29 protein-coding genes and 1 pseudogene are annotated in these 26,401 nt (G+C 36.8%); 26 read left to right on the forward strand and 4 right to left on the reverse strand.

All coding sequences use genetic code 11. The annotated features are described in order from the left end of the window. Nucleotides 1-241: 241 nt before the first annotated feature. From ACWOEC_RS09415 to ACWOEC_RS09490, 16 genes and pseudogenes are all read left to right on the forward strand, one after another. Nucleotides 242-433, forward strand: a complete 192-nt coding sequence (locus tag ACWOEC_RS09415) for a helix-turn-helix domain-containing protein (protein WP_455307700.1) — start codon at nt 242-244, stop codon at nt 431-433. A 34-nt stretch (nt 434-467) separates the two neighbouring features. Further along, nucleotides 468-869, forward strand: coding sequence for a helix-turn-helix domain-containing protein (locus tag ACWOEC_RS09420; RefSeq protein WP_455307702.1), 402 nt, complete (start codon nt 468-470; stop codon nt 867-869). Between the two features lie 90 nt (nt 870-959). After that, nucleotides 960-1,577 carry a hypothetical protein gene (locus ACWOEC_RS09425; RefSeq protein WP_455307704.1) on the forward strand — a complete coding sequence of 206 codons (618 nt, stop codon included), beginning with the start codon at nt 960-962 and terminating at the stop codon, nt 1,575-1,577. Between the two features lie 183 nt (nt 1,578-1,760). After that, nucleotides 1,761-1,994, forward strand: coding sequence for a helix-turn-helix domain-containing protein (locus tag ACWOEC_RS09430; protein WP_455307706.1), 234 nt, complete (start codon nt 1,761-1,763; stop codon nt 1,992-1,994). A 12-nt stretch (nt 1,995-2,006) separates the two neighbouring features. Further along, nucleotides 2,007-2,846, forward strand: a pseudogene (locus ACWOEC_RS09435) (helix-turn-helix domain-containing protein); the annotation flags it as partial. A gap of 24 nt (nt 2,847-2,870) precedes the next feature. Then, nucleotides 2,871-3,098: a hypothetical protein gene (locus ACWOEC_RS09440; protein WP_455307708.1), complete on the forward strand. Its 228-nt coding sequence runs from the start codon at nt 2,871-2,873 to the stop codon at nt 3,096-3,098. Nucleotides 3,099-3,490: 392 nt separating this feature from the next. Then, entirely contained in the window at nt 3,491-6,733 is a 3,243-nt protein-coding gene (locus ACWOEC_RS09445) for a VWA domain-containing protein (protein WP_455307710.1), read from the forward strand. Continuing rightward, entirely contained in the window at nt 6,730-7,464 is a 735-nt protein-coding gene (locus tag ACWOEC_RS09450) for a pilin N-terminal domain-containing protein (protein WP_455307712.1), read from the forward strand. Before ACWOEC_RS09445 ends, ACWOEC_RS09450 begins: the two co-directional genes overlap by 4 nt. 22 nt (nt 7,465-7,486) lie before the next feature. Next, on the forward strand, nt 7,487-9,139 hold the full coding sequence (locus ACWOEC_RS09455; RefSeq protein ID WP_455307714.1) for an LPXTG cell wall anchor domain-containing protein: 1,653 nt from the start codon (nt 7,487-7,489) through the stop codon (nt 9,137-9,139). Nucleotides 9,140-9,255: 116 nt separating this feature from the next. Beyond that, complete coding sequence (locus ACWOEC_RS09460; RefSeq protein WP_455307716.1) at nt 9,256-10,458, forward strand: class C sortase; 1,203 nt, start codon at nt 9,256-9,258, stop codon at nt 10,456-10,458. A gap of 14 nt (nt 10,459-10,472) precedes the next feature. Next, nucleotides 10,473-11,612 carry a class C sortase gene (locus ACWOEC_RS09465; RefSeq protein ID WP_455307718.1) on the forward strand — a complete coding sequence of 380 codons (1,140 nt, stop codon included), beginning with the start codon at nt 10,473-10,475 and terminating at the stop codon, nt 11,610-11,612. A gap of 135 nt (nt 11,613-11,747) precedes the next feature. Next, nucleotides 11,748-12,224 (forward strand): helix-turn-helix domain-containing protein, encoded by a 477-nt coding sequence (locus ACWOEC_RS09470; protein ID WP_455307720.1) that lies wholly within the window; start codon nt 11,748-11,750, stop codon nt 12,222-12,224. 102 nt (nt 12,225-12,326) lie between these two features. After that, nucleotides 12,327-13,082 (forward strand): hypothetical protein, encoded by a 756-nt coding sequence (locus tag ACWOEC_RS09475; RefSeq protein ID WP_455307722.1) that lies wholly within the window; start codon nt 12,327-12,329, stop codon nt 13,080-13,082. Nucleotides 13,083-13,566: 484 nt separating this feature from the next. Then, complete coding sequence (locus ACWOEC_RS09480) at nt 13,567-13,695, forward strand: hypothetical protein (protein ID WP_455307724.1); 129 nt, start codon at nt 13,567-13,569, stop codon at nt 13,693-13,695. After that, entirely contained in the window at nt 13,676-15,028 is a 1,353-nt protein-coding gene (locus tag ACWOEC_RS09485) for a pilin N-terminal domain-containing protein (RefSeq protein WP_455307726.1), read from the forward strand. The genes ACWOEC_RS09480 and ACWOEC_RS09485 overlap by 20 nt, the downstream gene beginning before the upstream one ends. Beyond that, nucleotides 15,013-15,390 carry an LPXTG cell wall anchor domain-containing protein gene (locus tag ACWOEC_RS09490; RefSeq protein ID WP_455307728.1) on the forward strand — a complete coding sequence of 126 codons (378 nt, stop codon included), beginning with the start codon at nt 15,013-15,015 and terminating at the stop codon, nt 15,388-15,390. The genes ACWOEC_RS09485 and ACWOEC_RS09490 overlap by 16 nt, the downstream gene beginning before the upstream one ends. Nucleotides 15,391-15,438: 48 nt before the next feature. Here ACWOEC_RS09490 and ACWOEC_RS09495 read toward each other — a convergent pair whose 3' ends face one another. Both ACWOEC_RS09495 and ACWOEC_RS09500 read right to left on the reverse strand, forming a co-directional pair. Next, nucleotides 15,439-16,929: a LysM peptidoglycan-binding domain-containing protein gene (locus ACWOEC_RS09495; RefSeq protein WP_455307730.1), complete on the reverse strand. Its 1,491-nt coding sequence runs from the start codon at nt 16,927-16,929 to the stop codon at nt 15,439-15,441. Between the two features lie 192 nt (nt 16,930-17,121). Beyond that, nucleotides 17,122-17,889 (reverse strand): competence protein ComK, encoded by a 768-nt coding sequence (locus tag ACWOEC_RS09500; RefSeq protein WP_455307732.1) that lies wholly within the window; start codon nt 17,887-17,889, stop codon nt 17,122-17,124. Between the two features lie 192 nt (nt 17,890-18,081). On the opposite strand from ACWOEC_RS09500, the gene ACWOEC_RS09505 reads away from it, so the two are divergent. From ACWOEC_RS09505 to ACWOEC_RS09550, 10 genes are all read left to right on the forward strand, one after another. Then, the gene (locus ACWOEC_RS09505) at nt 18,082-18,552 is read left to right on the forward strand and encodes a hypothetical protein (RefSeq protein WP_455307734.1); all 471 of its coding nucleotides are present in this window, start codon (nt 18,082-18,084) and stop codon (nt 18,550-18,552) included. Between the two features lie 82 nt (nt 18,553-18,634). Further along, a complete protein-coding gene (locus tag ACWOEC_RS09510; RefSeq protein ID WP_297077327.1) occupies nt 18,635-18,853 on the forward strand; it encodes a hypothetical protein in 219 nt (72 codons plus the stop codon). 13 nt (nt 18,854-18,866) lie between these two features. Beyond that, the gene (locus tag ACWOEC_RS09515; RefSeq protein WP_297077326.1) at nt 18,867-19,079 is read left to right on the forward strand and encodes a DUF2922 domain-containing protein; all 213 of its coding nucleotides are present in this window, start codon (nt 18,867-18,869) and stop codon (nt 19,077-19,079) included. A 52-nt stretch (nt 19,080-19,131) separates the two neighbouring features. Next, nucleotides 19,132-19,992 carry a glycoside hydrolase family 25 protein gene (locus tag ACWOEC_RS09520; RefSeq protein WP_455307737.1) on the forward strand — a complete coding sequence of 287 codons (861 nt, stop codon included), beginning with the start codon at nt 19,132-19,134 and terminating at the stop codon, nt 19,990-19,992. A 154-nt stretch (nt 19,993-20,146) separates the two neighbouring features. Further along, nucleotides 20,147-21,163 carry a lipoate--protein ligase gene (locus tag ACWOEC_RS09525; protein ID WP_455307739.1) on the forward strand — a complete coding sequence of 339 codons (1,017 nt, stop codon included), beginning with the start codon at nt 20,147-20,149 and terminating at the stop codon, nt 21,161-21,163. A gap of 12 nt (nt 21,164-21,175) precedes the next feature. Then, entirely contained in the window at nt 21,176-21,895 is a 720-nt protein-coding gene (locus ACWOEC_RS09530) for an ATP-binding cassette domain-containing protein (RefSeq protein ID WP_455307741.1), read from the forward strand. Continuing rightward, entirely contained in the window at nt 21,895-22,566 is a 672-nt protein-coding gene (locus ACWOEC_RS09535; protein ID WP_455307743.1) for a methionine ABC transporter permease, read from the forward strand. Before ACWOEC_RS09530 ends, ACWOEC_RS09535 begins: the two co-directional genes overlap by 1 nt. 12 nt (nt 22,567-22,578) lie before the next feature. Continuing rightward, nucleotides 22,579-23,397, forward strand: coding sequence for a MetQ/NlpA family ABC transporter substrate-binding protein (locus ACWOEC_RS09540; RefSeq protein WP_297077316.1), 819 nt, complete (start codon nt 22,579-22,581; stop codon nt 23,395-23,397). A 110-nt stretch (nt 23,398-23,507) separates the two neighbouring features. Next, complete coding sequence (gene efp / locus ACWOEC_RS09545) at nt 23,508-24,071, forward strand: elongation factor P (RefSeq protein WP_455307745.1); 564 nt, start codon at nt 23,508-23,510, stop codon at nt 24,069-24,071. Between the two features lie 65 nt (nt 24,072-24,136). Next, nucleotides 24,137-25,348, forward strand: a complete 1,212-nt coding sequence (locus tag ACWOEC_RS09550) for a chloride channel protein (protein WP_455307747.1) — start codon at nt 24,137-24,139, stop codon at nt 25,346-25,348. An 18-nt stretch (nt 25,349-25,366) separates the two neighbouring features. Here the strand turns inward: ACWOEC_RS09550 and ACWOEC_RS09555 are convergent, their stop codons facing one another. Together ACWOEC_RS09555 and ACWOEC_RS09560 are read right to left on the reverse strand one after the other, a co-directional pair. Then, complete coding sequence (locus ACWOEC_RS09555) at nt 25,367-25,639, reverse strand: GIY-YIG nuclease family protein (RefSeq protein ID WP_455307749.1); 273 nt, start codon at nt 25,637-25,639, stop codon at nt 25,367-25,369. Then, nucleotides 25,636-26,382, reverse strand: a complete 747-nt coding sequence (locus tag ACWOEC_RS09560) for a tRNA1(Val) (adenine(37)-N6)-methyltransferase (protein WP_455307751.1) — start codon at nt 26,380-26,382, stop codon at nt 25,636-25,638. The genes ACWOEC_RS09555 and ACWOEC_RS09560 overlap by 4 nt, the downstream gene beginning before the upstream one ends. Nucleotides 26,383-26,401 lie beyond the last annotated feature (19 nt).

Consider the following 26,401-nt stretch of genomic DNA (forward strand, 5'->3'; position numbering starts at 1 on the left):
ACTCCTTTCGTTTGTTTATTTTGTGGTGATTTAATCATACAGGAAGCGAGTATGTTTTTTAATACCTAAAATGACAAATGGACTGATGAATTGAATTCAATTCATCAGTCCATTAAATTATAGAGCCTAAAAAACGGGCTTTATTTTTAAAATAAATAAGCACTATACGATCACATAATAGTATAAAATAAACTATATTACATAATACCTGTTTCTGTTTTTGTTTATAGGAGGGATTCATATGCTACCATTTGTTGAACAATCCATTTCCAAAAAGATCCAAATCGCCGAATATTTTTACGTACACGAAGGAGAACTTGATCAAGAATTTTTACAACGTGATCTAAAGTTATCTACTTCGACTTTGAAACGGTATGTTGAAGAAATCGAAAAGATGTATACCGAGTATTATGTGCAGTGGCACACACTATAATGTGTATGCTTTAAATCAAATTATTCGTTTTTCAGTGAAGCAATCACTGAAATTAGCTTTACTAAAGGCATTAGTGTTATTTTCTGGTGAGTCTAGTGAATACTATCGTAAAAAAATATTAGCTGCACCCGCGACTTTTGCGCGAATCATAGGCCAAATAAAAGTCGATTTAAGAAAGTTTAATATGAAGATCATCCAAGAGAATGGATATTGGATTCGTGGGAAGAATGAAAAACAAGAAATCATGCTCTTTGCTTATCTAGCGAGTTCATTTGGGTTACCAATGACTGAAGTAAAAGAAATTTTAGTCAGCTCTGGTGTACAAGCGCAACTAGATGAATTTGCTAGATTTGATTTGATGTTTTACAAGTTTTCAAATTATCCGTTTGAAGAAAATTTCTTTGAGCATCTTTATCTATTCTCGCTATTACGCTAGTTTCAGTTTCAATGTAAGGAACACGTAGACAATACACCTAGTATAAAAGTTGTGACGGGTTTATTATGTACGGCATACGAGGAGAATGAGTTGGAAAACCACCAGCGCTTCTCACACGTTGTTCATACGATGTACCATGAGAGCGTTCCGTATGAAAAAAGAGAATTACTGGTCCAATTATTTATTAAAACGAGTTTTCACTTGAAATTATTTCCATACAAAATGAGAATCTTTGATTTGAAACAAGACTTTTTTGTCCGAAAAATGTATGATGCACATCCACATTGTCGGGCATTGATCGAACCGTTCATGAAACAAATGTCTCATTTATTAGGTATCGAAATCGGCCAACGTGAGATCACTATTGTATATTTCTTAGTTTCAGAGAATATTTTAACGTTTGAACAAGAACACTACTTCCATCTATATGTATACTCCACGCTAAGTGAAAAGCATACGACTTTCTTGATGGAAGAGCTTACGCCATTACGTCAATTTTTTGAAGAGCCATTTGTTATTCGTGAATTGACCGACCCAAGTATCTTAACAAAAAATGATGATATCATCTTGTTGACCAATGAAGTATTTGCTGATTATCTTGCTGATAAGCAGTATATGATCAGTGATTATCTAACGTTAAATGAGTTCTTACATTTTAGTAAATGGTTACGAGATCGAACAACTAAAATAATAAGTTATCCTGCTTAGATAAGTAAACGAATTTATTCTTTAATCACAATGTAAAGAATGAATTCGTTTTTTTCACATTCATTTTCCTAATAAAATAAGGTTTATTTATGAAGTGTAAATGAAAATTTCAGAAAATGAAATGTAAATCATTTGTAATAAAATAATGGTTGTTTTAAAATAAAGAGTCAGGAGGAAATCGGAATGCTGAAATTTATTGAACCATTTATTGAACAAAAGATCCAATTAGCAGAATATCTTTATATTAACCGAGGAGAAGTCGATACGACTTTTTTAACGAAAGAACTAGGATTATCTAATTCAACCTTGAAACGATATACCGAAGAAGTAAATGAACTCTATCAGGACTATTACTATAATGGAACGTATTTTAATGTCTATGCATTAAGCAAAATCATCCGTGTTTTCTTAAATTAATCTTCTAAATTAGCACTTCTTAAATTACTTGCCTTTTATCCCGGAAACCCTGCAGAATATTATAAAGACACGCTATTATTATCAGATGCAACGTTTGCACGATTGATTTCACAATTAAAAAAAGAATTGAAACCATTTCATATGTCGATCATTATCTCATCAGGATTTTGGATCGAAGGAGATGATGAGCGAGAAATCGTCTTTTTGTTTGCTTATCTAGCAAGTACTCCTAAAATCAACAAAGAAGATATCTATCAGGCGATCAGACACGTGGGTGGAGAGGAAACGATAGAGAAAGTTGGGATGATCGATTATTCACGATTTAAGTTTTCGAATTATCCTTTTGAACACGAACTGTTTGAAAATGTCCATTTGTTCGCGCTCCTTCGCCAATTTCAATGCCAGTATCGTGGAACTGGGCATCAAGTTGAGAAGATATCACCTAAAAAAATGATGGATTATCTAACCCGAGTGTATGAACAAAATGAGCAAGAAAATCGTGAACGTTTCGAACATGTCATCCATACGGTATTTTACGACCAAATACCAGAAGATCGACGAGTCGTTTTGATCGAATTGCTGATGAAGACTAACTTTCATTTTCAGCTATTTCCTTATGAAATGAAAATGCTCGATTTTAGACAAGACTTTTTTGTGCGGAAAATGTACTATGCGCATCCGCATCGCAAACCAGTTGTGGAAGCTTTCTTGGAACGAATGGCTTCATTGCTTAAAGTCGATTTATTTAAATGTTCGACTAGTATTATTTATTTTTTAGTTTCTGAAAATATTTTCGTGTTTGAAAAGCAAGAGTACTTTTACTTGATCGTTTATTCGACACTGGGAGCGTAACATACAAGTTTTTTAGTCGATCAGATGACACCATTACGTAAATTTTTCGATGATGGATTTATCGTACGGGCGTTAGAAGATAACGAAATTTTAGATAAAGATGAAAATATTATTTTATTGACGAATAAAGTTTTTGAGAAATTTCCAGCTGACAATCAATATATTATCAGTGATTTTTTGACATTAAATGAATTTTTGGCTTTTACCAAATGGTTGAAAGAACGAACGGTCACAAAACTCGACTATCAATAGAAAGAAGTACAAAAATGACGCTAGTTTTTTAAAGTTAGCGTCATTTTTTTGCGTTTTTTTTATGTGAGAAAACATTACAACTAACAATGTGATTAAAAACTATCAAAATTTCGTTTGATGATTGAAATTTTGATAGTTTTTAGAGAAACCGTTTTATTTTTAAATTTATTTATCTAAAAACCTTTATTTAACAATGTTTTTCATCGCTAACATATTTTTTCAAAATGTCAAAATAATTTGCTTTTTTGTACTGTGAATAATTAGGTTGTGGGCAATGTACTTTTCAAGTGACTATTTTCCTGGGTATACTAGCACTCGAGATATGAGAAATGAAACAGACACGATTATTCAGCTGCTCTTTTATTATTAACTCTTAGGTGAAAGGAGACGCTATGAAAAAGAAACAACAATTATTGGGGATCGTATTTTTGATTTATAGTATCGTATTTCCATTATTTCAAACGTATGAAGTTTTGGCCAATACGACCGACACTACAAAAACATCATTGCTTCAAACCGATAAAGTAGCTGTCGCTTATTCACTTAACGAAGTATCTAATCAGCAAAATTTAAATTTATCGATTTCTTATGATACGAAATCTGCAACAACGAAAGACAAAGTAAAATTCCGTTTTACGACAGCGGATAATCAAGTACTTTCATTTGAACAAAAATCAGGATGGACAAAGGACACAAGCAACAATACAGAATGGTATGTCGAAGATCAATTTAAACAGACGACCAATGAAACATTGACGCTACCTTTACCAACATCGATCAACCAACTTAAAATCGAGATTCAATTAGACGAAGAAACAACAGAAAAAACGCTAGCTACAGTGAAGAACAATATCTTAGAGGTCAAACAACAAGGACCCTATACGATTACGATCCCAACTGCAACGGCAACATCAAGTACAACAAGTAGCCAAGCGGCAATATCAAGTACGACTACAAGCACGACTAGTGATCCAGCTACGACATCAAGTACGCCAAATAGTCAAACAACTACGCCAAGTACGACTACAAGTAGTACAAGCACAACGAAGTCATCTGAAACAAGTAAAACAACAACAGCTTCTGAGTCGACAACAAGTACGACACAAGAAAGCACACCCGCGATGGCGGCTAGAACTTTTATGGCCGCTGAGACACAAAGTGCTAGCGATATAAATACAGATTATTATACTGAAGACGATCAAGGGATTTATCCTAAAAATGGAACAAACAAATATCTTGGTTCCAAACTTTCAGATTCTATCAAGAATGCTAACTATGGAAGTGATTTTGACACTGGATATCAAGAAGTAACCAATGCAAATGGGACGAAGACTTTGTTCAAGAAAACAATCGCCCCTACAGGAAATGATGGAGAGTTTTCAGTCCAACTGGATATGTTAGGACAGACACTTACGACAAAGCCCAAATTGGATGTAGTGATAGTTTTAGATAAATCAGGAAGTATGGCACGTACAAACGGTGTGTTGGACACTTCAAAATGGAACAATATTATAAGTTCGGTTACTAATTTTACCAATTCTTTTCTAGATGAGAGCAACTCAAATAATAGATTATCCATTTTATCATTTCAGTCAAGAAACGAATTACCAACTGTAGATATTGCGAAGTTTACTAATTCATATTTTACCAATAAAAAGTCTGATATTACGAATTCCAATATTTTACAAAAAATACCTGGTAATGATGGGACTCCAACATTTATCGGTGTGGATGCAGGATTAGAAATTTTAAAATCAGAGGGACGAACAGATGCAACGAAAATTATTATTACTGTGACAGATGGTTTCCCTACACAATTCCCGAATCCAAATAATTATAAAGCAACAACATATCAGAATAATCGTACATTAGTTGGTCCAAGGGAACTACAATCTAATTATAAAGTTGGTAATTATCAGTACTCTACTACGAATATTGAGAGTTATAAAATAAGCGATAGTTACTATTACAACGGTAATGGAAATGTAACTCAAAAATACAACACATACGACTTGAATACTGGTCTTCAAGAGACGATCAATTATCTCAATTCGAAACTAAAAGGAAGTCCTTATGCAGATTATTCTAGATTCGCCATTGACATAGGCAATCAAAATTCTGATACATTTATGAAGCTATTAGGAAAAGATGGCGTTTTTCGATCGGATGACAATAATATTTCTTCGCTTTTAGCTAAAATCAACAAAAAAGTAAATACGTATGATTCCTTGAATGATGGTAGTTTCGAAGATCCAATAAGTGATAGTTTCGAGTATGTCTCAAATAGTTTTGCGCAAAAAACTATTTCGAGAACTTCTGATTTAAAAGTGACTGAAGGAGCAAATAGTACTAATTTTAGTTTAGCGAACAATAAAATCACAGCAACGAATTTGACACTTTCTTCAACTGATCCAAATAAATTTATGGGATATCGCTTAACGTATAAACTGAGGATTAAGGATGGGTTTAAAGATGGTCGTTTCCAACAAGCAAACGGACAAACGACTTTGCGAGATTCAGCGGATACAGTAGCAGCTGATTATATCGTCCCTTCAGCGCGTTACCAAACGCGAACGATTACGGCTAGTTCCGTGGATGGCAATAAGGCTGCTGTCAATGGTGCCACGTATGTACTAGAGCGTAAGAAAGCTGATGGTACATGGGAAGTTGTTGAAACGAAAACTGCTTCTAATAGTACGAATACGGTAACTTTTACTACAGTTGCTGCTAGAGATATATCAGGAAATATATTCACTTATCGTGTGACGCAAAATAAGGTAGGCAATTATGCTATGCCAGAAAAGCAAACGGTGATTCAACCAAAAGATTGGCTTTCGGATAAACAAAATCTAACATTTGAAAATCCAGCACTCAAAGCAGATATTGCTTTTACTAAGGTAAACGAGCTAAAGACACCAATGGCTGGAGTAAGTTTTACACTTTCTGGTAACGGAATTACTGCAATCACCAAAGAGACTGATAAAGAAGGAAAGATTTCATTTGGTAGTTATCCAGTTGGAAAATATATATTAAAAGAAACGAAAACCAATGCTGGTTATCAACTACTAGCTGAAAAGACGATTGAAATCGTGGAAGAAAATGGTACTGCTAAAGCAAAACTAGAGGGACAGCCTTTAGATAAGATCCAAAATACTTTACTTGCGACTAATTTAGTTTTTGAAACGTTCGATTATAACGATAAAAAAACGCCGTTAGATGGCAAGTATACAGTTACAGTAAAAGATAGTGGTGGTGAGACAGTTACGGATCTAAGTAACTTGATGCCAGGACGCTATCAGTTCAATCAAACGCAAACAAGTACGGCGTATCAACTTCTAAAAGACACGATCTATTTTGAGATCACTAAAGATGGTCAGATAAGAGAAATCGATCAATCTAGTAATCCCGTTACTACTAAAAATTCTCAAGTAACATTTACGTATACATTAGCTACTGACGGCAAAAGTAAGAATCAGTTGAAAATTACGGTCTTGAACATCAAAAAAGGACAGTTACCTGAAACGGGTGGCTTCGGACATTTCTTTACAAATCGTCTAGCAGTGATTTTTGCTAGTCTAGGCTTACTGGTCGCATTACTTTATGTAGGCTTGCAAGTGAGGGGGCGTAAGCGATGAAAAAACGATATATCAGTTTACTTGTACCGTTATTCATGTTGACTATATATATGTCGCAGCCCGTTCAGGCAAGTACCTATGATCAAGTTACTGTGAACGTGCATAAGCAATTGTTTACAAGTCAACCAGAAGCTAAAGAACAAGATGGTCAGCTAGGATTTTCAATGACTGGAACACCTGAGGCAAACGATTCGTTTACTGTCTATGATGCTACAGCTATTTATCAAGATGCACAGAAGCGGTCTGACTTTGATACAAAGGCGTGGATCAAATCATTTGCAAAAATGAATGAACAAGAAATTCAAGCATTAGATTTGAAAAGCGTGACGCAGATCAAAACCAATGATCTAGGGATCGCTTCAGTCACCTTGCCGATAGTTAAACAAGCTGCATATCTATTTGTGGAAGAAACAAGTGAGCAAGTAACTGAACCTACTGCACCTGTGATGTTGATTTTACCGTTTTATGAACCAAGAACTGGACAGGAATTACAAACGGTCCAGCTTTATCTAAAAAATACTCAACCGGCTTTGGAAATCAAAGAACCAATCGAAACATTGCCAACGACTACTTCACCTTCAGTGGAAACTGAAACGAGTGAGAGTCCTTGGCACACCTTACCAAATACGGGGAGCACCAAAACAAAAGTTTCACTTATCGGAGTAGGGATACTCCTTCTGGCAACGGGATTTATTTATTTACAACATAAAAAAAACAAACAAAAACAATAGGGTTTTAATTGGAGGAAGAAACATGAAAAAACAAGCATTTGGAATTATTACAACAGCAATGTTGATCTTGCCATTAGTGGCAGGAACATTAGACGTACAAGCAGAAGAAACAACATCTTCAGCAGCAACAACAACTGTACCGGTTGGTGGAAATCATAGTTTAAAAGATTTCCAAGGAAAAACAGTTTCGATCGCATTAAATGCATATAAATATACTGAAAAACCAGAAAGTACACAAAATACTGGTTTAGGTACAGAACAAACAGCAAACAAAGGGATCTCTACTCCTGTAGAAGGCGTTGAATTTACGATCTACGATGTTTCTACAGCATATAACAATGGTGCTAAAACAGCCGATGAACTACAAAAAATGTCAGCAGATTTACAAAAAACGGCTCCAGTTGTTGGTAAGGCAATTACTGACGATAAAGGACTTGAGACTGTTCCAGACATTAAAGTGGCACATGATAAGGATTTATTTGGTGCATATTTGATCGTGCAAACTAAATTTGTAGGCAGTGTAAAAGAAGAAAATGTTGTAGCTGCACCAATGGTCGTGACGATGCCTGCTCAATATAAAGTAAATAATGAAGCAAAATACTTTGGGGATACAAATGCTGAGAACACAATCCAGCTTTATCCTAAATTGTTAGAAAAAGGTTCAGTTGGTGAGCCATCTAACCCTGTAGATCCGTCTAATCCAACAAACCCAACACCAACAGATCCAACAGATCCAAAAGATCCACATAATACAACTAAACCTGGCGATGTAACAGCAGAAAAAGTGATTCAATCAGTAGATTACAATGAGCCAATCTATTTTGGTCATGACGCAACTGTTCCATCTAATGTTTCAAAGGACAAACCATTTACATTGACATACACACCAGCTAAAGAATTGACTGTTAATACAAAACATGTTGCGATTAGCTATAAAGACGATGGAGGTAAACTTGTTGTCCTAACACCTGGTCAAGGATACGAAGTAACACCAAATACGGATGGAACATTTACGATCACCATTACAAATTCTGTGCTTAAGGGGAAAACAGTTACGGTAACGTATGAAGCAACTCTTGAAGAAGGAACTACTCCAGGGGTTAAATTAGACAGTTCAGTGACTACCAAAGATTCAGCAGAAAATACTGAAACATATCCTTTAAAATCAGTTTATACTGGTGGGAATAACTTTAAAGTAGTAGATTCAAATACTGGTGAAGACGTAAAAGGTGGTTCATTCTACTTACAAAAAACAGTTGATGGAAAAACAGAATACGCGAAATTAAATGGTTCGAATTTCAACGGTTGGTCAACTAACAAAGATGAAGCTACTATTATCAAATTGACAGATGAGCAATCAAAATTTACGATTCAAGGGCTTAAAGATGGAAACGGCTATGCTGTATTCCAAACAGCTGCAAATAAAGATTATGTAAATCCTAATGCACTTGTTTTAGAAAACGTAACAATTGTTGGTTTAAATAAAGCAGATCCAACTGATAAAGCAGGTAATACAATTGAAAAAGGTCACTTTGAAATCATCAAAAACGTGAAAAAAGGAATCTTGCCTTCAACTGGTGGTACAGGGATCGCATTGTTCTTAACAGTAGGTACATTATTGATGGGTGGATCATACTTATGGTTCCGTCGCTCTAAAGATTCAGCAGAAGTTTAATTTATTTAAAAAGAGCAGAAATTTCTGCTCTTTTTTCTTTACTATCCACGAGTATAATCAGTTAAGATGAAAGGAGTGTGGAAAGCCTGAAGAATAGATGGTCAAAAGAAGAAAAAATGAATGTTTCGTTGAAATTACTGATGGCTGTTTTGTTTTTTATGGGGGCATTGATTTTTATGTACCCATTTGTCGTCGATGCGATCAATAACTATGCTGATCAAAAACGAATCGCTTATTATTTGGACGAATCAAATAAAGAAAACCAAACAAAGATTAAAGCCGAAGCCAAAGAACGTGAAAAGGCCAATGAAGCCTTAAAAACAAAGGTAAGTGTACCTGGAGTCGGTAAAGTCGAAGACCCATTTGATCATGTGAATGAGTCAAGTGGTAACGTTTCTGAAGGCTATTACAAAGAACATCATATCGGAGCTATCTTTATCCCAGCGATCGAAGTCAGTCTTCCGGTATTTGATACGACGACCGATGCCTTGTTACAACAAGGTGCGACTGTCTTACAAGGTTCGTCTTTTCCTATTGGTGGCAAGGGAACACACTCTGTTTTGACTGGTCACACAGGACTTCCAGATAAGACGCTATTTACAGATTTGACGTCATTAAAAAAAGGAGACATGGTCTACTTACATATTTTAGATAAAAAACTAGCGTATAAAATCAATCAGTTTAAAGTCGTAAAACCGGATCAACTGGATGATTTAACGATCGAACCAAATGAGGATTTGATCACATTGGTCACATGTACGCCTTATATGGTGAATACCGATCGCTTACTTGTGCGTGCCAAACGCGTGCCGTATGTTGCAGATCAAGCGGATCAAGCGATCAAAAAGACACAAAATTACCAACGAAATCGTCTGTATGTGATGATCGGCGTAGTTGTACTGATCTTGGCAGTATTTGGTTATTATGTCGGACGGAAAGTACGCTTGATTTTAGCTGGGAAAAAATCGTATGTCATCGACTTTTACTTAGAAGATGAAAAAGGTCCTGTCGCAGATCAAGCAGTGACCTTGATGAAACGTAATGGACGCAAACCTTATCTTGTACATGGTCAACAACAAACTGTCATAAGTGATCAAAAGGGACGAGTGTATTTTGAGCATGTATCTGGAAATTATTATCGCTTACGTATCGAGGAATCAACAGTGACGTGGCCGGTCATCAAAGTCCGACTTAAGAAATTAAAAGACAAACAATTGGTTGTAACCACAAAAGAGTTACAACAACAAGAGAAACAACGCAAAAAAAGTAAGGAGGAATCACCATCGCACGTAATCATTGGACCAAAAACAAGAAAGTAAAACCTTTTAAACGCTTGATACAACGTGTGATCGTTGTATTAATCTTTTTTACTGGCGCGTTATTCTTCTTATACCCTTTTTATATCAATGCGTTAAATCATTTTATCGATGAACAACGTATGGAGCATTTGCAAAAAACGACAGAAATCGAAAGCAAACAGAAACAAGCGGAATTTGCTAAAAAAAATGCCGAGATCGCAAAAACAGGGTTAGCCCCAAATGGCGTGGATTTTGAACCAGTTGGCGTGACCAGTGATATCAAAGAATTGTATGAAAAGCACTCGATTGGATCGATCAGTATCCCAAGTATCAAGGTCAATATCCCATTATTTGATACGACGACAGCTGAATTGTTGCAGATCGGAGCAACCGTCGTACCAAGTACTTCTTATCCGACTGGTGGAGAGGGAACACATTCGATGATTGCTGCACACAGTGGGATCCCAGATCGTGAGTTGTTTACCGATCTAGAAAAGGTCAAGATCGGGGATCAGTTTGTATTGACCGTTTTAGATGAAAAACTAGCCTATGAAGTCGATAAGATCATAGTCGTCAAACCAGAGGAGACCGATAGTCTTCAAATCGAACCAGGCCGAGATATCGTTACGTTGATCACTTGTACGCCGTATATGGTCAATACAGATCGCTTATTAGTTACGGGACATCGTGTGCCATATACAGAAAAATTAAAAGAATCGATTACCAAAAGCAATCAAGATCAAAATATCAAACAACTGCTGATTATTGCCGGTTCGATCGTGGTCACTCTTATCGGAATCGGGTTGCTTTATCGTTCATGGTATTTCTTTATGCTACGTAAACGAAAAATGGATCTAGCACTTAAAGTAATCGATCAAGACAAAAATCCAGTTGAAGGTCTTGAACTTACATTGTTTGACCGTAAAGGAAAAAAACAGCAAAAACGAAATAAAGAACCCTTTATATTAAAAACTAATGAGAAGGGTGAAGTTTGTTTTGAACAAATCCCACATGATCGTTATACTGTTTTTCTTGTGAAACATAACGATGTATCGAAAGTTTCAATAGTAGGAATCAAGACATTGCATCAAAAAAATATTCGAAATTATTGGAAGAAAAGTCCATATACTCTAGAAATCAAAGAAAATCAATTGATTATTACTTATAAAAAATAACAAAGACCTTACATGTTGAGCATGTAAGGTCTTTGTTTTACCTGAAATTATGCGAATTCACATATTCATAAACTATTGTATTTAAGTAATCAGTGTTTTAGAATCTTAGTAAAGCATTCAGAGGAGGAAGTAAGGATGATGAAATTTATCGAACCATTTATTGACGTAAAATTACAACTAGCGCAATATCTATATATCAACCATGGTCAGTTGGATCAAAAGCGACTTTGCGAAGAATTAGAGATCTCACCATCTACATTTAAGCGCACGTTAGCTGAAGTTGAAGAATTGTACAAAGAGTTTTACTATAATGGAAGTTTTTATAATAGTCATTCACTTGTACGAATCGTCAAACGATATGTCAATGATTCCTCTCGTCTGTCTTTATTGAAGCTCTTGATTTTATATCCTGGTGAAGGAGCAGACTTTTATAAACAACATTTACTTTTATCTGATGCAACCTTCAGTCGGACGATCCAGCAATTAAAAAAAATACTAGTACCATATAATATTCAAATCAAAGTGTCCTCAGGTTACTGGATAAACGCCAATAATAAAATCGAATGGGTCATGTTTGCGACGCATGTTGCAAGCACTTACTTTTGGGATTAAAATGAATTAAGACAGATAATTATTGCTTACGGCGGAGAGTCATTCTTAGAAAACGAAAGTGCAGCAGAACTCGAACGATTTTCTTTTGCGGATCATCCATTTGTGCATATTTTTTATACCAATATCTATTATTTTTCATTGATCTATCAATACCAAAAAAATCAAGGAGGGAAACAAGAGGTAACTATCGATCATACTGTCGCATTGGTCCAGTTAAAAAAGGCGACAGAAGAAGTACATAAAAAATATCATGCCCGAATCGCCCATACGATCCATACAGTACTGTATGAATCATTAGATCCGATAAAACGCGAGCGATTGATCGATTTGCTTTTAGCAGTTGCTTTTCAATGGGAATTGTTTCCTTATGATGTGGACTTGGTTGATCTGCGTCAAGATTATTTTGTGCGTAAAATGATTTATCTGCATCCTAAACGAGAACAGATACTGACCGAATTTATCAATCGTATGACGCATTTAGTCCATGTACCATTTACTGGACGCCGTACGAGTTTGATGTACTTATTAATTTTTGAGAATATTTTTACATTTGAAAAACGAGAAGCGTTTACGGTGTTTGTGTATTCCTCTCTTGGGAAGAATCATCGCTCATTTTTACTAGAACATCTAGAACCATTACGTAATTTTTATCCGGAGCCTTTTCAAATCGTAGAGATTCAAAAACCAGAAGAGATCTTATCAGATAAACAAGCGATTGTCTTGACGAATCAAGCCTTTGACACCATTTCTAGTGACAATCAATATATCGTCAGTGATTATCTGACGATGCGTGATTTTTTACAGTTTAGTATATGGCTCAAAGATCGTACGAGCCATTCGTTAGACAATGTATTGTAATTTTTAATTTTCAGGTTGTTCGTAATTCATTAAACTATAAAAAATAATATAAATCATCAAAAATGATAAACTTGATATCATTTTTGATGATTTTTTTTATTACTAATGTATTTAATTTAATTTTTCATTGAAACGTTGAAGCAAGCAGCTTTTATATAGCTACCATAGTTCGTGAAAAAATCAAATTTTTCTTTTTTGATATTAAAGAGTGAGCATAAAAATTAAATAGTTGTGTACAATATAAAAAAATCCGTATAATCATTTTCGAAATAACGTTTTTCTGAATATAACTGTAAGTTAGTCACGATAGTTATTTAATTAAGAGGAGAGGGAGAGATGCAAAGGCAAGCATATATAAATTTTAACGTTTTATTGAGCTTTATTTGTAGTGTATTTTGTCTAGCATGTCGTGACCTTGTATTTTCACAAACTTAGAATACGCCACAACAAATCAAAACAGAATAAGTTACGTGGAGGAAGAAAAATGAAGAAGAGAATCTTGGGGATTTTAGTAATCGCGTTTATGGTGATTCCCTTATTGTTAAGTGGATTGTCTGTAAAAGCAGAAGAAACAGAAATGGAAAAATTAAAAAGTGGAAGTGTTAGTTGTTAGTTTAAATATTCATCCATTGCAATACAATCAAGTAGAATCTTTTTCAGGTACGGAACATAAACCTGGTGATATGGCTTATCCAGATAAACAAAATACAGGTGAAGAAGATGCGAACTTCACTGGAAATCAAGTCAAAGATGTTTCTTTCACGATATATGATATCACAGAATATTATAAGGAAGGCGAAGCAACTGATACAGCAGGGAATAAAATTACTGCAAAGAGTATTCAACGAGAATTTTACTATAATCCAGCTACTTTTTTAACGAATCATAACATTACAACATTGACAACTACTGATCCGTCGACAGAAAGCACGCCAGCCGTATCAAAAGAACTACCAATTTTTAATAGTGAGAAAAAGCTATATACAGCTTATCTGATTGTTCAAAATGAGTCAGGACAAGATACGCTAAATAAAGCGTATCCGATGGTCGTAACAATGCCTGTATATTTAGGTAATGATCAAGGGAATAATACAAGTGACGGTGAATTATTAACGAATATCCATTTATATCCTAAAATGGAAAAAGGAAGTATCTTCGCAGAACCAACAGATCCAAAGGTAACAACTGATCCAAAAGATCCCAAATATCCAAGTAATCCAAAAAATCCGATTGATGATCCAAATTATGTAGGAAACAAAGGCGTACGTCAATCGGTCGACTATAATCAAACGATTACTTATGGATTTAACTTAACCATTCCAAGAGGAACGTTGACAAATCCAGAAGTAAATGACTATAAAATTAGCTTTAATTCAACTGAATCAGCTGATTCAAAGAAATATTTTGAGAATAAAAACATCAAATTATATACAAAAGATGGTGAAGTTTCATCTACTCTATATACAGTATCTAATAGTTCGATTACTTTTCGCAAAAGTAAAACACCAGCAGAGATTTTAGAAGGAAAAGTGATTACAGTACTTTTTACTACGAGTTTGAAAGATAATACACCACCTGATGAAGATATTCCATTAAAAGTAAGCGGAACAACGAAAGACGGTGATCCTGTTTCTTTTGACTTAAAATCTGTCTACACAGGTGGATCTCACTTTAAAGTGATCGATTCAAATGCATCAAATGAAACAACCGATTATAAACAATTTATTACAAACAGTAGGTTTTATATTACAAAAAAAGTAGACGATCAAACATACTACGCTAAAGTAAAAACAATGCAGGAAACAGAAGCGAATACTGAACAAGATGAAACTGTAATGGCAGAACAATTCTCAAATCAAAATAATACTAAATCCTATACATTTGTTGGATGGGAAATATTAACGGATCAAACTCAGACACAAAAAACATCATGGATTTTACAGTAACAGACACAGACATTACCGGAAAAAATAAACGTTTAAGTACGACATTTTCAGTTGAAGGGTTAAAAAATGAAGAGTATCAAATCCAACAGGTCAAATCACATGATTTATATGTCAATCCAAAAGCGAAAGTGTTAGACTTTGACGTTGATGGTGGATCAGCTAAAGATATGCAAGCTAAGAAAACAACAACTTTTGCAAAAACCACAGAACTTGAAGACTACAATGCAATCAAAAACGTGAAAAAAGGATTCTTGCCGTCTACTGGTGGCACAGGGATCTTAGTCTTCTTAGTAGTTGGGATTGCTTTGATGGGCGGATCATATATCTGGTTCAAACGTTCAAAAGGTTCAGCTGAAGTTTAATCCATAAAAAAAGAACAATCCTTTCATAAAGGGATTGTTCTTTTTTGCTTATCTTGAATGTCCTACGATCGCATTACCGCTATAACCAAACCCGACACGTGTGATATTAGGGTTTAATTCCCAATCACGGTGACCAGTACCGCTCGCTGTGATCATATTTGTTTCATAATACCAGGCATTGATTACAGGAATTCCTGGTGCAAAGTAAAAGGCAATGACTTCGTCCGCACGACGCCAGTGGTCGTTTGGAATATTGTAGCCGTTATTTGCCATCGTGTATGCACGTGCAGTCGCAGTAGCTGCTAGATCAGCATCCCAAACAACGGGGTTCAACCCTTTTGATACGCGAAGGTCATTTAATGCATTTAGAGTCGCATCACTTGATACAACGGTATTTGTTGGTGTGCTTGTATTCGTATTTGTATCGATTACTACGGGTTTATCTTCACTAGGTGTAGATGGTGTTACGACTACAGTAGTTTCTTCTTTTGGAGTTGTCGTAGTTGTACCGACCACAGTTAGTTTTTGTCCAACGAAAATCATATTCACGTTACTTAGATTGTTCCAAGAAACGATATCGTCGACAGAGACACCATTTTTATCTGCAATCGTGCCAATTGTTTCACCTGATTGAACAGTATAAATTCCGTTAACTGCCACATTTTCTTGTTTAGGTGTTTCAACAGCCGGAGTTTCAACAGGAGCCGGAGTTTCCGCAACAGGAGTTTCAGTCGTTGTTTCCACAGGAGCTGGTGTTTCTACAACGGGCGTTTCAGTTGTTGTTTCTACAGGAGCTGGTGTTTCAGCAACGGGCGTTTCAGTCGTTGTTTCCACAGGAGCTGGTGTTTCTACAACCGGAGTTTCAGTCGTTGTTTCCACCGGAGCAGGCGTTTCTACAACCGGAGTTTCCACAGCAGGTGTTTCAACCGGAGTTGGCGTTTCCACAGTAGGTGTTTCAACAGGAGCCGGAGTTTCAGCAACAGGAGTTTCAGCAACAGGAGTTTCCACAGGAGCCGGAGTTTCCGCAACAGGTGTTTCAACAGCCGGTGTTTCCACAGGAGCTGGTGTTTCTGCATTTTGTTCGATCGTTAATGTTTGACCAATAAAAATCAAATGAACGTTTGCCAATTTATTCCATTGACCGATTTCATTGACACTAACGTTAAAACGATCTGCGATAGCACTAACCGTATCACCGGCTTGTACAGTATAAGAAATTTTTGTTTTTGCGGTCTCAGTAGGTGTACTCGTTTCAATCGTTTTTTGTGTCGTAGTACCTACTACTAGCTTTTGGCCCACAATAATTAAATTTTGATTTTGAATTGAATTTTGTTCAACTAGTGACGCGACAGTGGTGCTATAGGTTTGAGCAAGGTCACTTAGTGTATCACCTACTTGAACCGTATGTGTCAGGGTTTGAGTCGTAGCTGTCTGATTGGCATCAGTTGTTTCGTCAGCGCGGACAGTTTGATTCTCTAATGCGATGGTAATCCCGCCAAGTGTCGTAGCAGCCATTGTAGCAATCAATTGTTTTTTCATACCTGGTTTATCACTCCTTAAGTCAAGCTTTATAAGTTTTAAGATTTCTTAATCTTCACTCATTATAAGCCGAATTTATGGAATTTGCTAAAAAAAAATCCATTTGACTTTTATTTGTAACATTTCTAGCAAAAATGCAACGAACATTTCCGTAAGATATGACACAATTTAACAATAAAACGACAAAAAGACTTACTTTTGATATTTTTGCTCTAAAATACGTTGATATTCCTGTGTCATACCAAAGTAACTTAGACGAAAGGCATTTTCTTTTTTTGGATCTAGAGTAAAAGGGAGTGTACGGCTAATTTTTCTGGTGATCGTCGTTGAAGGGAGATTTAAATATTCAAGTAGATTGTTTGGTTGCGGAATCGTATGGCTAGATAAACTTTGGATCGGTGTAAAAAGTAGATGGCAATGAATCGCGCGGGTAATTTGTTGTTCTAATGAAGGAATTTGTTTAGTAACGTCAACTTGAAGACCATTATCTAAACAGATCCGTGTGTGATAGAGTTGCTTTTTGAGTTCAGCAATATGTCCTGGATTTAACCAGATCGTCGTTTGATGTTGGATATTTTCAAGTGGAAATAAACTGAATCGACCATTACTGACGGGGATCGTGTAATTTTTTTTCGTATATGCACTTAAGTAAAGTTCACGGTAATGATCATAATCTAGATTAAAAGAATGCAGCCAATCGTTGACGATCTCAAAACCTGTTTGATCGATAACTTGGATTTTTTCTTTAAAAAAGACGAAAGTGCAAGGATCTTTGGTAGTTGTAAAAGGGATAAGTGCAAGGATCTCTGAGCGAAAATCAAGTGAGGGTGTCAATTCGAGTAATGACAGACAATGCGTTAAAAGGGTATCCGTTAGTTGAAGTGAAGGGTGTGTTTCTTTTAAGATAGCATATGAAAGTGAAAAACTTAGATTTTGATTTTTTGAATAAAGATCGTACATAACTAAAATTCCTCCAGACACATTAAAATGTTATATTTTTGCTGTTATTTAATATTATTAGCATATTTTTTCTGTAAATGGAAGCGGTAACGATAAATTTGATCTAAAATATCGTGATTTGTCCATAATCGCGTAATAGCCATTTTTGTAAACTAAGACTACCTCGAGGAAATCTTATAAGGATGTGCCGATATGCTAAAGAATATGGACGAGATAGTGTTGGAAAAATATGAACGTTTGATCTATAAAGTGTTATCTGACAGTCGGATTTTACTCTTTAATCCTTCTTATGAAGACTGGGCTCAAGAATTACGGATATGCTTGGTTCAGCTAAGTACGACTGCCGTTACGCTTGATGAATTTGAGTCATGTTATCCATTGGCTTATTTATACCGTAAATTAAAATGGGCTTTAGTCGATTTAAGACGCAAAGAGCAACGTGAAGGACATGAGTTGATCGATCCGGCAGAGTGGAGTATGCAAATAAAATCAGAAATCACTAACAATGAAGATACCAAACTATTGATCGAAGCCTTTTACCAACAATTGGGTATAGCTGATCAAGAAAAACTACGTGCATTAGTAGAGGATCAGCCATTATCCAGACAACTTCGAGCTTACTACCGTAAGACATTACGAAAAAAATTTAATGAATTTAGATAATTCTTTTGACATTTTAGCAAGTTATTTCGTTTATAAGGGTGTAAGGCGCGCAACTTACAACAACTACTAAGGAGGAACAGATATGAAAGTGACAGAAAAAACAGGGGTACGTATTGAAATGACCGATCAAGACACACAAAAAACAGTCAAGCAAAATTTTAGCAATATTCGTGCAGATCAATCAGATGCTTCCTTATTAAAGTTAGCAGAAGTGGTAGGAGAATTAGCTAAAGAAAAAGCCGACGTGCAAGGCACTTATCAAGTTGTGGAATACCAAATCTTAAATGATACTAACCAATAGGAGGAATAAATAAATGAAAAAATTACATGTGACGTTCTCAAATGAATTAGGTAAAAAACACTCATTTAGTCCCACTATCGCTTCTGAAAATCTTAGTGCTCAAGAAGTGAAAGCAGCTGCAGACAAGTTAGCAAGTTTGAATGTTTTTGCAAAAGACGGCATCTTATTGTATCAAAAAACAGAGTCAGCGAAATATGTTGAAACGATCGAAACAGAGCTATTTTAAACAATCGATCCACGTGTCGTGTACACGTGGATTTTTTTGAAAGGAGAATTCAATGATTATCGACATTAGTGAATGGCAACGGCCCGACCAAATCGATATGGCGTTACTTGCTCCACAAGTAACGGGCGTCATTATACGTGTACAGTATGGATTTGCAAAAGAAGACGACTACTTTAAAGAACATTTGCGAGCATTTCAGCAATACAAGATCCCTTGTGCGGTATATGCTTGGGTGAGGGGAGATTCTGAAGCACAAATGATAAAAGAGGCGCGTGCTTTTTATGAACGTGCGAAAGCATTTGATCCTGTATTTTGGTGGTTAGATGTGGAAGAGCAGTCGATGTCAGATATGCGTAGAGGATGCGAGATCTATCGTCAAACATTGAAAGATTGTGGTGCCAAATATGTTGGTGCGTATATCGCCAATCATCTGTATGCACAATTAAATCTAGACACTACAGCATTTGATGCGATTTGGATCCCGACATATGGTCGTAACACAGGTATTTTTGAAGGCAGTACGCCAACAGCGACAACGCGATTCGACTTACATCAATTTACCTCAAATGGTCGCCTTAAAGGCTATAATGGACCATTAGATCTTAATCGCTTAAATCACGTAACGTTTGAACAATTGTTTCCATCTTCAGCTAAGGTAGATGCATCGAAAACACCAGTAAATGAGAAAGAAGGAATTAAGATGCGAACATTTCGCTTACAAGCACCGATTTATTTACGAACGGCTCCGACCATCACCTCTAAAGAGATTACGCTACTTCCTAAAGATGCTCTAGTCCGTATCCAAAATATCCATATCAAAGAAGGGTATCTATGGGGTGAGCAAGCTCGTACAGATGGTAGTAAGGGCTACTTGGCGCTAGGGACTTTTTCAAGTTACGGTCAATTGTTATAAATCAAAGCAACCACAGAATTGATGTGGTTGCTTTTTTTAGTGTGAAACGCTTGTTTTTTATAAGATAAGATGATACAGTTCTTATGAATAATAAGTACAGTTTGTCTGGATTGTCCATCAAATCAAAAAGAGGCAAACGAGAAAGTAGGAAGTTATGCGCTATTATATAATGCCTAGTCGTGATATTCGTCGGAATTTAGCCACTGAAGAATATGTCATGGATCATGCACCGTTAGATGAACCGTTGCTTCTGTTATATATACAGGAACCCTGTGTTATAATTGGGCGGAACCAAAATGTGTATGAAGAAATCGATTTGACATATTTGCGTGAGCAAAATATTACACTGACACGAAGAATCTCTGGTGGTGGGGCTGTTTATGATGATTTAGGGAACCTGAGCTTTAGTTTCGTAAGTCGAAAAGGTGACGTGACGTTTGGTGATTATGAAGGAGTGACGACACCGATTTTAGAAGCTTTGAAAGCCATGGGTGCCAAAAAGGTCTATGCTGGTGGACGCAATGATTTATATCATGACGGTCGTAAATTTTCTGGTAATGCGATGTATAGCAAACATGATCGTACATATTCTCATGGAACCTTGATGTATGATGTTGACCTAGACGTCTTGCAACAGATTTTGACCGTAAACAAAGAAAAAATCGCCTCAAAAGCCACCCCGTCGGTTCGTAAAAATGTAACGAACCTTAAACCGCTGCTTACTTCAGATTATCAGACTGCAACGACCGAAGCGTTTCGTGATCAGTTACTTTTACAATTGTATCAAGCCGATTCATTTTCACAAATCAAAGATAAAGAATTGCATCTATCAAGACAAGATGAGCAAGAGATCGAAAAACTGTTTCGCAGTAAATATGCGAATACCGATTGGATCTTCGGGAAGTCACCGGCATTTGAATTGAAAAATCGTGTACGTATTCCTAAAGTTGGGATCGTAGAAGTTCAAGTGGCGACAAGTGAAGGCCGTATCGCGCACATTCGTTTTTTAGGTGATTTCTTTGGGAGTTTACCAGTGTCTGAATTGGAAGAAAAACTACGTGGACAACCGTTTCGTTATCAAGCGATCTCAGACGTGTTAGCTACGTGTACATTGTCTGATTATATTTTACATTTGACGAATGAAGAATGCTTATCGTTATTGTTTGCGTAAAGGAGAATATACATGATCGAATTGATCGATATCAGTAAAACTTATCAAACGACGCAAGCTTTAGCCAATCTCTCTTTAACGATCTCAGATGATGAGATCGTAGGGATCGTTGGCAAAAGTGGTTCTGGAAAAAGTACCCTGCTTCGTTTGATCAACGGTGTAGAACATCCAACTACTGGTAGTATTCGCATCGACGGACAAGAAATGCAACAGTTGTCCAAAAAAGCGCTACGGATGCAAAAAGCGAATATGGGCGTGATCTTTCAACAGTTTGATTTATTGAATAATTTGACTGTAATTGAAAATATCGCCTTACCGCTGAAAATCCAACGGCAAAAAAATCCAGAGCTCGTAGCAGAATTACTGCATTTTGTTGGCTTGGCGGATAAAGCAAACATGTATCCGGCTTCGCTATCTGGTGGTGAAAAACAACGTGTAGCGATTGCGCGTGCATTAGTAAGACGACCTAAGTTCTTATTGTGCGACGAAGCAACAAGTGCACTTGATGAAACCAATACAAAAGAAATCATTATGTTGTTAAAGAAAGTCCATCAGCGATTTTCTCCCACGATCTTATTTGTCAGTCATGAACTTGAGACTGTCAAACAACTCTGTACCCGCGTACTTGTTTTTGAAAATAGTCAGTATTTAGGTGAAGTCCTCAATCATCCAGAGACCGTTGATCAGAATGAACTCAATTACTTTGAGACTGTGAAAGCGAGGTTTGTCTAATGGATACTTTTGATACTGTCTTGTTTTATTGGCCTGAATTAGTCGTTTCCTTAAAAGAAACTGCGATCATGATGAGCATTTCGTTAGTATTTTGCTTAGTTATTGGATTGCCTTTAGGCGTTTCTCTTTATTTAGTCAACCCCTCCCAAAAACACAATCATCCCTTTTTATATTACAGTTTAAATTTCATCATTACATTGATTCGTTCGTTCCCGTATTTATTACTTGTCGTTACATTGATTCCTGTAACTCGCGTACTTGTAGGGCGTGCATTTGGTCCGATACCAGCGGCTGTGCCATTGAGTATTGTGGCAATTGCGATCTTTGCGCGTTTAGTTGAACAAGTATTATTGGATCTACCTGAAGCGACCCATCAGTTGGCCGATTCTTTAGGTGTGACCCAGTGGCAATTGATTTGGCATTTTTTACTTGTCGAAGCAAGAAGTGGGATTGTATTAGCTTTTACGACAACGACAGTCAGTTTAGTCAGTTATTCTACCGTTATGGGTATCGTCGGAGGTGGCGGGATCGGTGATTTTGCGATCCGTTATGGGTATCAGCGTTATGAATATGGCATCATGTATGTGGCGATCGTCTTTATGATCGTTTGTGTGTTTGGAATTCAGCTAGGTGGAAACGCACTAGCTAGAAAAATAGATAAAAGAAAGTAGGAAGAAAGCAACATGAAAAAATGGGTATTAGGTGTAGTAGCATTCGCAACAATGATCGGATTAGGTGCTTGTGGGACAAGTGAGAAAACCGATAGCAAACAAGAAGATAAAGTCATTAAAGTAGCCGCACAGGCGCCTCCAATGACCGATATCGTAAAAGTAGCCGCAAAAGAAGCCAAAAAAGATGGTTGGGATATCCAATTGGTTCAAGTAAATGATAATGTCGCGTATAATGATATGGTTATGGGTGAAGAAGCCGATGCAAGTCTAGCACAACATAAACCATTCATGGAAAAATATAATCAAGAAAAGAATGCGACTTTAGTAGCGTTACAACCAATCTACGATGCCAAAGTAGGATTTTATTCAAAAGAGTATGATTCGATCGACGCATTACCTGAAAATAGTAAGATCGCACTACCAAGTGATGTGTCAAATGAAGGACGTGCCTTAGCTATTTTAAATGACTATGGTATCATCACGTTAAAAGATGGTGTGGGTGCTAACGGTACTGTCAAAGATATCGTCGAAAATCCGAAAAACTTTGAATTCATGTCTGTTGATCTGTTGAATTTAGCTGAAGCGTATAGCGAACCAGATGTCGCGATGGTTTATAACTATCCAACATATATCGCTAAAATCGGGTTAAAACCAAGTGATGCGCTCTTTTTAGAAAAAACACCAGATAGTCGTTTTTCGATCCAATTAGTCGCTCGTGAAGACAACCAAGATTCTGAAAAAATCAAAGCATTGAAAAAAGCTGTAACAAGTGATGCGGTGAAAAAATTCTTAGAAGATGAGCATAGCGATACATTGTTAGTTGCCTTTTAAGAAAAGTGTGATTATGGCTCTTTTGTGAAAAATAGCGAATGAAACTAGCGCAATACTGGACTTTTTGGTACAATGACTAAGGACTATTTAAACACAAAGGAGACGTTCATATGATATCAGCAAGCGATTTAAAAGCTGGAATGACATTTGTTCAAGACGGTAAATTAATTAAAGTATTAGACGCAAGTCACCACAAACCAGGTAAAGGAAATACAGTAATGCGTATGAAATTACGCGATGTGCGTTCTGGCGCGACTTACGATACAACATTCCGTCCAGAAGAAAAATTTGAAAAAGCACACATCGATACCAATACTGTACAATACTTATACACAACGGACGATACAGCATTCTTCATGGATCTAGGTACATATGATCAATACGAAATCCCAGTAAACACTGTGGAAAACGAAATGAAATATATCTTAGAAAACATGGAAGTGAAAATCCAATTCTTTGGTGATGAAGTGATCGGGATCCAATTGCCAACAACTGTCGTATTGACTGTTGCTGAAACACAACCTTCAATCAAAGGGGCAACAGTAACGGGTTCTGGTAAACCGGCTACAATGGAAACTGGTTTAGTTGTCAACGTACCAGATTTCGTAGAAGCTGGCGAAGCACTTGAAATCAATACCGCAGAAGGTACTTACGTAAAACGCGCAAGCAAATAATACGAAAGCTGACTGTACCGCTTGCGGCATAGTCAGCTTTTTTCGTTTAAGTTGGAGGAAATAGGATGCAAGAATTATTAAAAGACCGCATCGATCGTTGGGCGAGCTTGCTGTTTATTAGCATCGCTATCGGCGTGATCGTAAGTGGCTTAGATGTCTTATTTGGACGTGTATTATTATGGCTGATCGCAACTTCTCATGAATTGAGACCGTGGATTTTCTTATTACTAGGTCCTGCTGGTTTGATCTTTATGTTTTTCTTTTTGCGCTATGGAAAAGAAAGTGTGCAAGGAATGAATCTGGTATTCAAAGCTGGTCATGGCGAAGACGTTGAGATCCCGAAACGTTTGGTGATTTTTGTGACAGTCGGCACTTGGATCACGCATTTCTTTGGCGGAAGTGCTGGTCGTGAAGGCGTTGCGATCCAAATCGGTGGAACGATTGGTCAGTGGTTTGGTTCATTATCAAAACGTATCGATCATCGGGAATTTGTGGTCATCGGGATGGCTGCTGGATTTTCAGGACTGTTTCAGACACCGATCGCGGCGACTTTTTTTGCATTAGAAGTTTTAGTCGTGGGACGAATGCGTTATCAAGTCTTGATTCCTACACTTGTCGCGTCTTTTATATCGAGTAGCTTGTCTCACTTACTCAGGTTAGAAAAATTTCATTTTGAGATCGTACCGGATATTTCAATCACACCCATCGTATTTGTTAAGCTTGTAATCTGTGGGATTTTATTTGGACTATGTGGTGCATTATTTGCTTACTTATTAAAAAAAGGCAAGCAACTGACACAGCGAGTTATACCAAGTCCGATGTTACGTATTTTGATCGTCGGAGCGCTTGTGGGCTTATTGATCCTTTTATTTTTCAATGGACGTTATGCTAGTTTAGGGATGAATTTGATCGAAGGAACATTTAGTTCTGAAGCCATTTATCGCTATGATTGGTTGCTGAAACTACTACTGACAGTCATCACGTTGAGTGCCGGATTTCAAGGTGGGGAAGTCACACCACTGTTTGCGATCGGAACTACATTAGGTGTTGTATTGGCTTCAGTTTTAGGACTTCCAGTTTTACTCATCGCAGCGTTAGGGTATGCAAGTGTTTTTGGTAGTGCCACGAATACGATTTTAGCACCTATTTTTATTGGTGCAGAAGTATTTGGATATGAGACGTTACCATTTTTCTTTATCGCCTGTGCCTTTTCGTATGCTTTCAATTTTAATCAAAGTATTTATGGCCAACAAAAGATTGCTTGGTTAGAAAAATAAGTAAACACTCCGATCTGGCTAAGGTAATGGCAGAGTCGGAGTGTTTTTTAGATACTTTTCTTTTTGCTTACGGCTTAATTTTTTAAAGGCCGCTTCGGCTTTCATGGCAAGTGAACGGGTATCAAAAGATTCTAAGTGGATCATCTGAAGGGGTCGTCTTGAAGGCAGTCGGGTGTATTTAGCACCGCGACCGTCGTTATGTTCTGTTAAGCGCCGTTTTGGGTCGATCGTATAGCCTGCGTAAAAGCTATGGTCTTGGCATTCTAATACGTAGAAATAATGGATACTCATTGATCCTCACCATAAAGCATTGCGCGCATTTCAGTACTATACGATCCATTTTGATCGTGTGTAAAAAGTGGGGGGCTGACGATGAATCCTTCTTTTTTCCCGCCTTTAATCCCTTCGATCAATAGAATATTTGCATCTTTATCTGCTTTAGGATAGACAAATTGCAAGCGTTTAGGGATGATATTGTATTTTGTCATCGTCTCTAAAATCGCCAAAAAACGTTCAGGACGGTGGACGAGGGCGAGTCGACCAGTTGTTTTTAAGAGTTGACTACTGCTTTTGATGACTTGATCGAGTGTGGTTGTGATCTCGTGACGCGCAATTGCTAAATGTGGATTAGGATTTTTTTTGTGATCAGGTGCATCGACAAAATAAGGTGGATTACAGACCACAAGATCGACTGAGTCATGTTGCACAGCTGTTAGACTATCTTTTAAATCTAATGTATGGACAGTCATTTGCTGTTCTAATTCGTTTAATAAAATGCTACGTTTCGCCATATCTGCTAGACGCTCTTGTAATTCGATCTGAATAATCTCAGCAGATGTTCGTTGACTCAAAAATAAGCCGACTGCTCCATTACCGGCACAAAGATCCACGATTTTTCCTCGTTTTGGGATCCGTGGAAAATTGGCTAGTAAGACAGCATCAAGTGAGAACGAGAAGACCTCATCGCTTTGGATGATTTTTCGATCATTAGCGTATAATTGATCGATTCTCTCATTTGGATAAAGTTCTACCATGAATGGACTCCTTTCTAGT

The sequence above is a fragment of the Enterococcus bulliens genome (assembly GCF_053761865.1).

Excerpts from the sequence above, each read along its gene's own strand:
- ACWOEC_RS09540 (WP_297077316.1), top strand. The coding sequence starts at position 22,579 with ATGAAAAAATGGGTATTAGGTGTAGTAGCATTCGCAACAATGATCGGA.
- ACWOEC_RS09525 (WP_455307739.1), top strand. The coding sequence starts at position 20,147 with ATGCGCTATTATATAATGCCTAGTCGTGATATTCGTCGGAATTTAGCC.
- ACWOEC_RS09535 (WP_455307743.1), top strand. The coding sequence starts at position 21,895 with ATGGATACTTTTGATACTGTCTTGTTTTATTGGCCTGAATTAGTCGTT.
- ACWOEC_RS09455 (WP_455307714.1), top strand. The coding sequence starts at position 7,487 with ATGAAAAAACAAGCATTTGGAATTATTACAACAGCAATGTTGATCTTG.
- ACWOEC_RS09445 (WP_455307710.1), top strand. The coding sequence starts at position 3,491 with ATGAAAAAGAAACAACAATTATTGGGGATCGTATTTTTGATTTATAGT.
- ACWOEC_RS09415 (WP_455307700.1), top strand. The coding sequence starts at position 242 with ATGCTACCATTTGTTGAACAATCCATTTCCAAAAAGATCCAAATCGCC.
- ACWOEC_RS09460 (WP_455307716.1), top strand. The coding sequence starts at position 9,256 with ATGAATGTTTCGTTGAAATTACTGATGGCTGTTTTGTTTTTTATGGGG.
- ACWOEC_RS09555 (WP_455307749.1), bottom strand. The coding sequence starts at position 25,639 with ATGAGTATCCATTATTTCTACGTATTAGAATGCCAAGACCATAGCTTT.
- ACWOEC_RS09450 (WP_455307712.1), top strand. The coding sequence starts at position 6,730 with ATGAAAAAACGATATATCAGTTTACTTGTACCGTTATTCATGTTGACT.
- ACWOEC_RS09515 (WP_297077326.1), top strand. The coding sequence starts at position 18,867 with ATGAAAAAATTACATGTGACGTTCTCAAATGAATTAGGTAAAAAACAC.
- ACWOEC_RS09490 (WP_455307728.1), top strand. The coding sequence starts at position 15,013 with ATGGATTTTACAGTAACAGACACAGACATTACCGGAAAAAATAAACGT.
- ACWOEC_RS09470 (WP_455307720.1), top strand. The coding sequence starts at position 11,748 with ATGATGAAATTTATCGAACCATTTATTGACGTAAAATTACAACTAGCG.
- ACWOEC_RS09505 (WP_455307734.1), top strand. The coding sequence starts at position 18,082 with ATGCTAAAGAATATGGACGAGATAGTGTTGGAAAAATATGAACGTTTG.
- ACWOEC_RS09430 (WP_455307706.1), top strand. The coding sequence starts at position 1,761 with ATGCTGAAATTTATTGAACCATTTATTGAACAAAAGATCCAATTAGCA.
- ACWOEC_RS09560 (WP_455307751.1), bottom strand. The coding sequence starts at position 26,382 with ATGGTAGAACTTTATCCAAATGAGAGAATCGATCAATTATACGCTAAT.
- ACWOEC_RS09495 (WP_455307730.1), bottom strand. The coding sequence starts at position 16,929 with ATGAAAAAACAATTGATTGCTACAATGGCTGCTACGACACTTGGCGGG.
- ACWOEC_RS09440 (WP_455307708.1), top strand. The coding sequence starts at position 2,871 with ATGACACCATTACGTAAATTTTTCGATGATGGATTTATCGTACGGGCG.
- ACWOEC_RS09520 (WP_455307737.1), top strand. The coding sequence starts at position 19,132 with ATGATTATCGACATTAGTGAATGGCAACGGCCCGACCAAATCGATATG.
- efp (WP_455307745.1), top strand. The coding sequence starts at position 23,508 with ATGATATCAGCAAGCGATTTAAAAGCTGGAATGACATTTGTTCAAGAC.
- ACWOEC_RS09510 (WP_297077327.1), top strand. The coding sequence starts at position 18,635 with ATGAAAGTGACAGAAAAAACAGGGGTACGTATTGAAATGACCGATCAA.
- ACWOEC_RS09550 (WP_455307747.1), top strand. The coding sequence starts at position 24,137 with ATGCAAGAATTATTAAAAGACCGCATCGATCGTTGGGCGAGCTTGCTG.
- ACWOEC_RS09480 (WP_455307724.1), top strand. The coding sequence starts at position 13,567 with ATGAAGAAGAGAATCTTGGGGATTTTAGTAATCGCGTTTATGGTGATT.
- ACWOEC_RS09530 (WP_455307741.1), top strand. The coding sequence starts at position 21,176 with ATGATCGAATTGATCGATATCAGTAAAACTTATCAAACGACGCAAGCT.
- ACWOEC_RS09500 (WP_455307732.1), bottom strand. The coding sequence starts at position 17,889 with ATGTACGATCTTTATTCAAAAAATCAAAATCTAAGTTTTTCACTTTCA.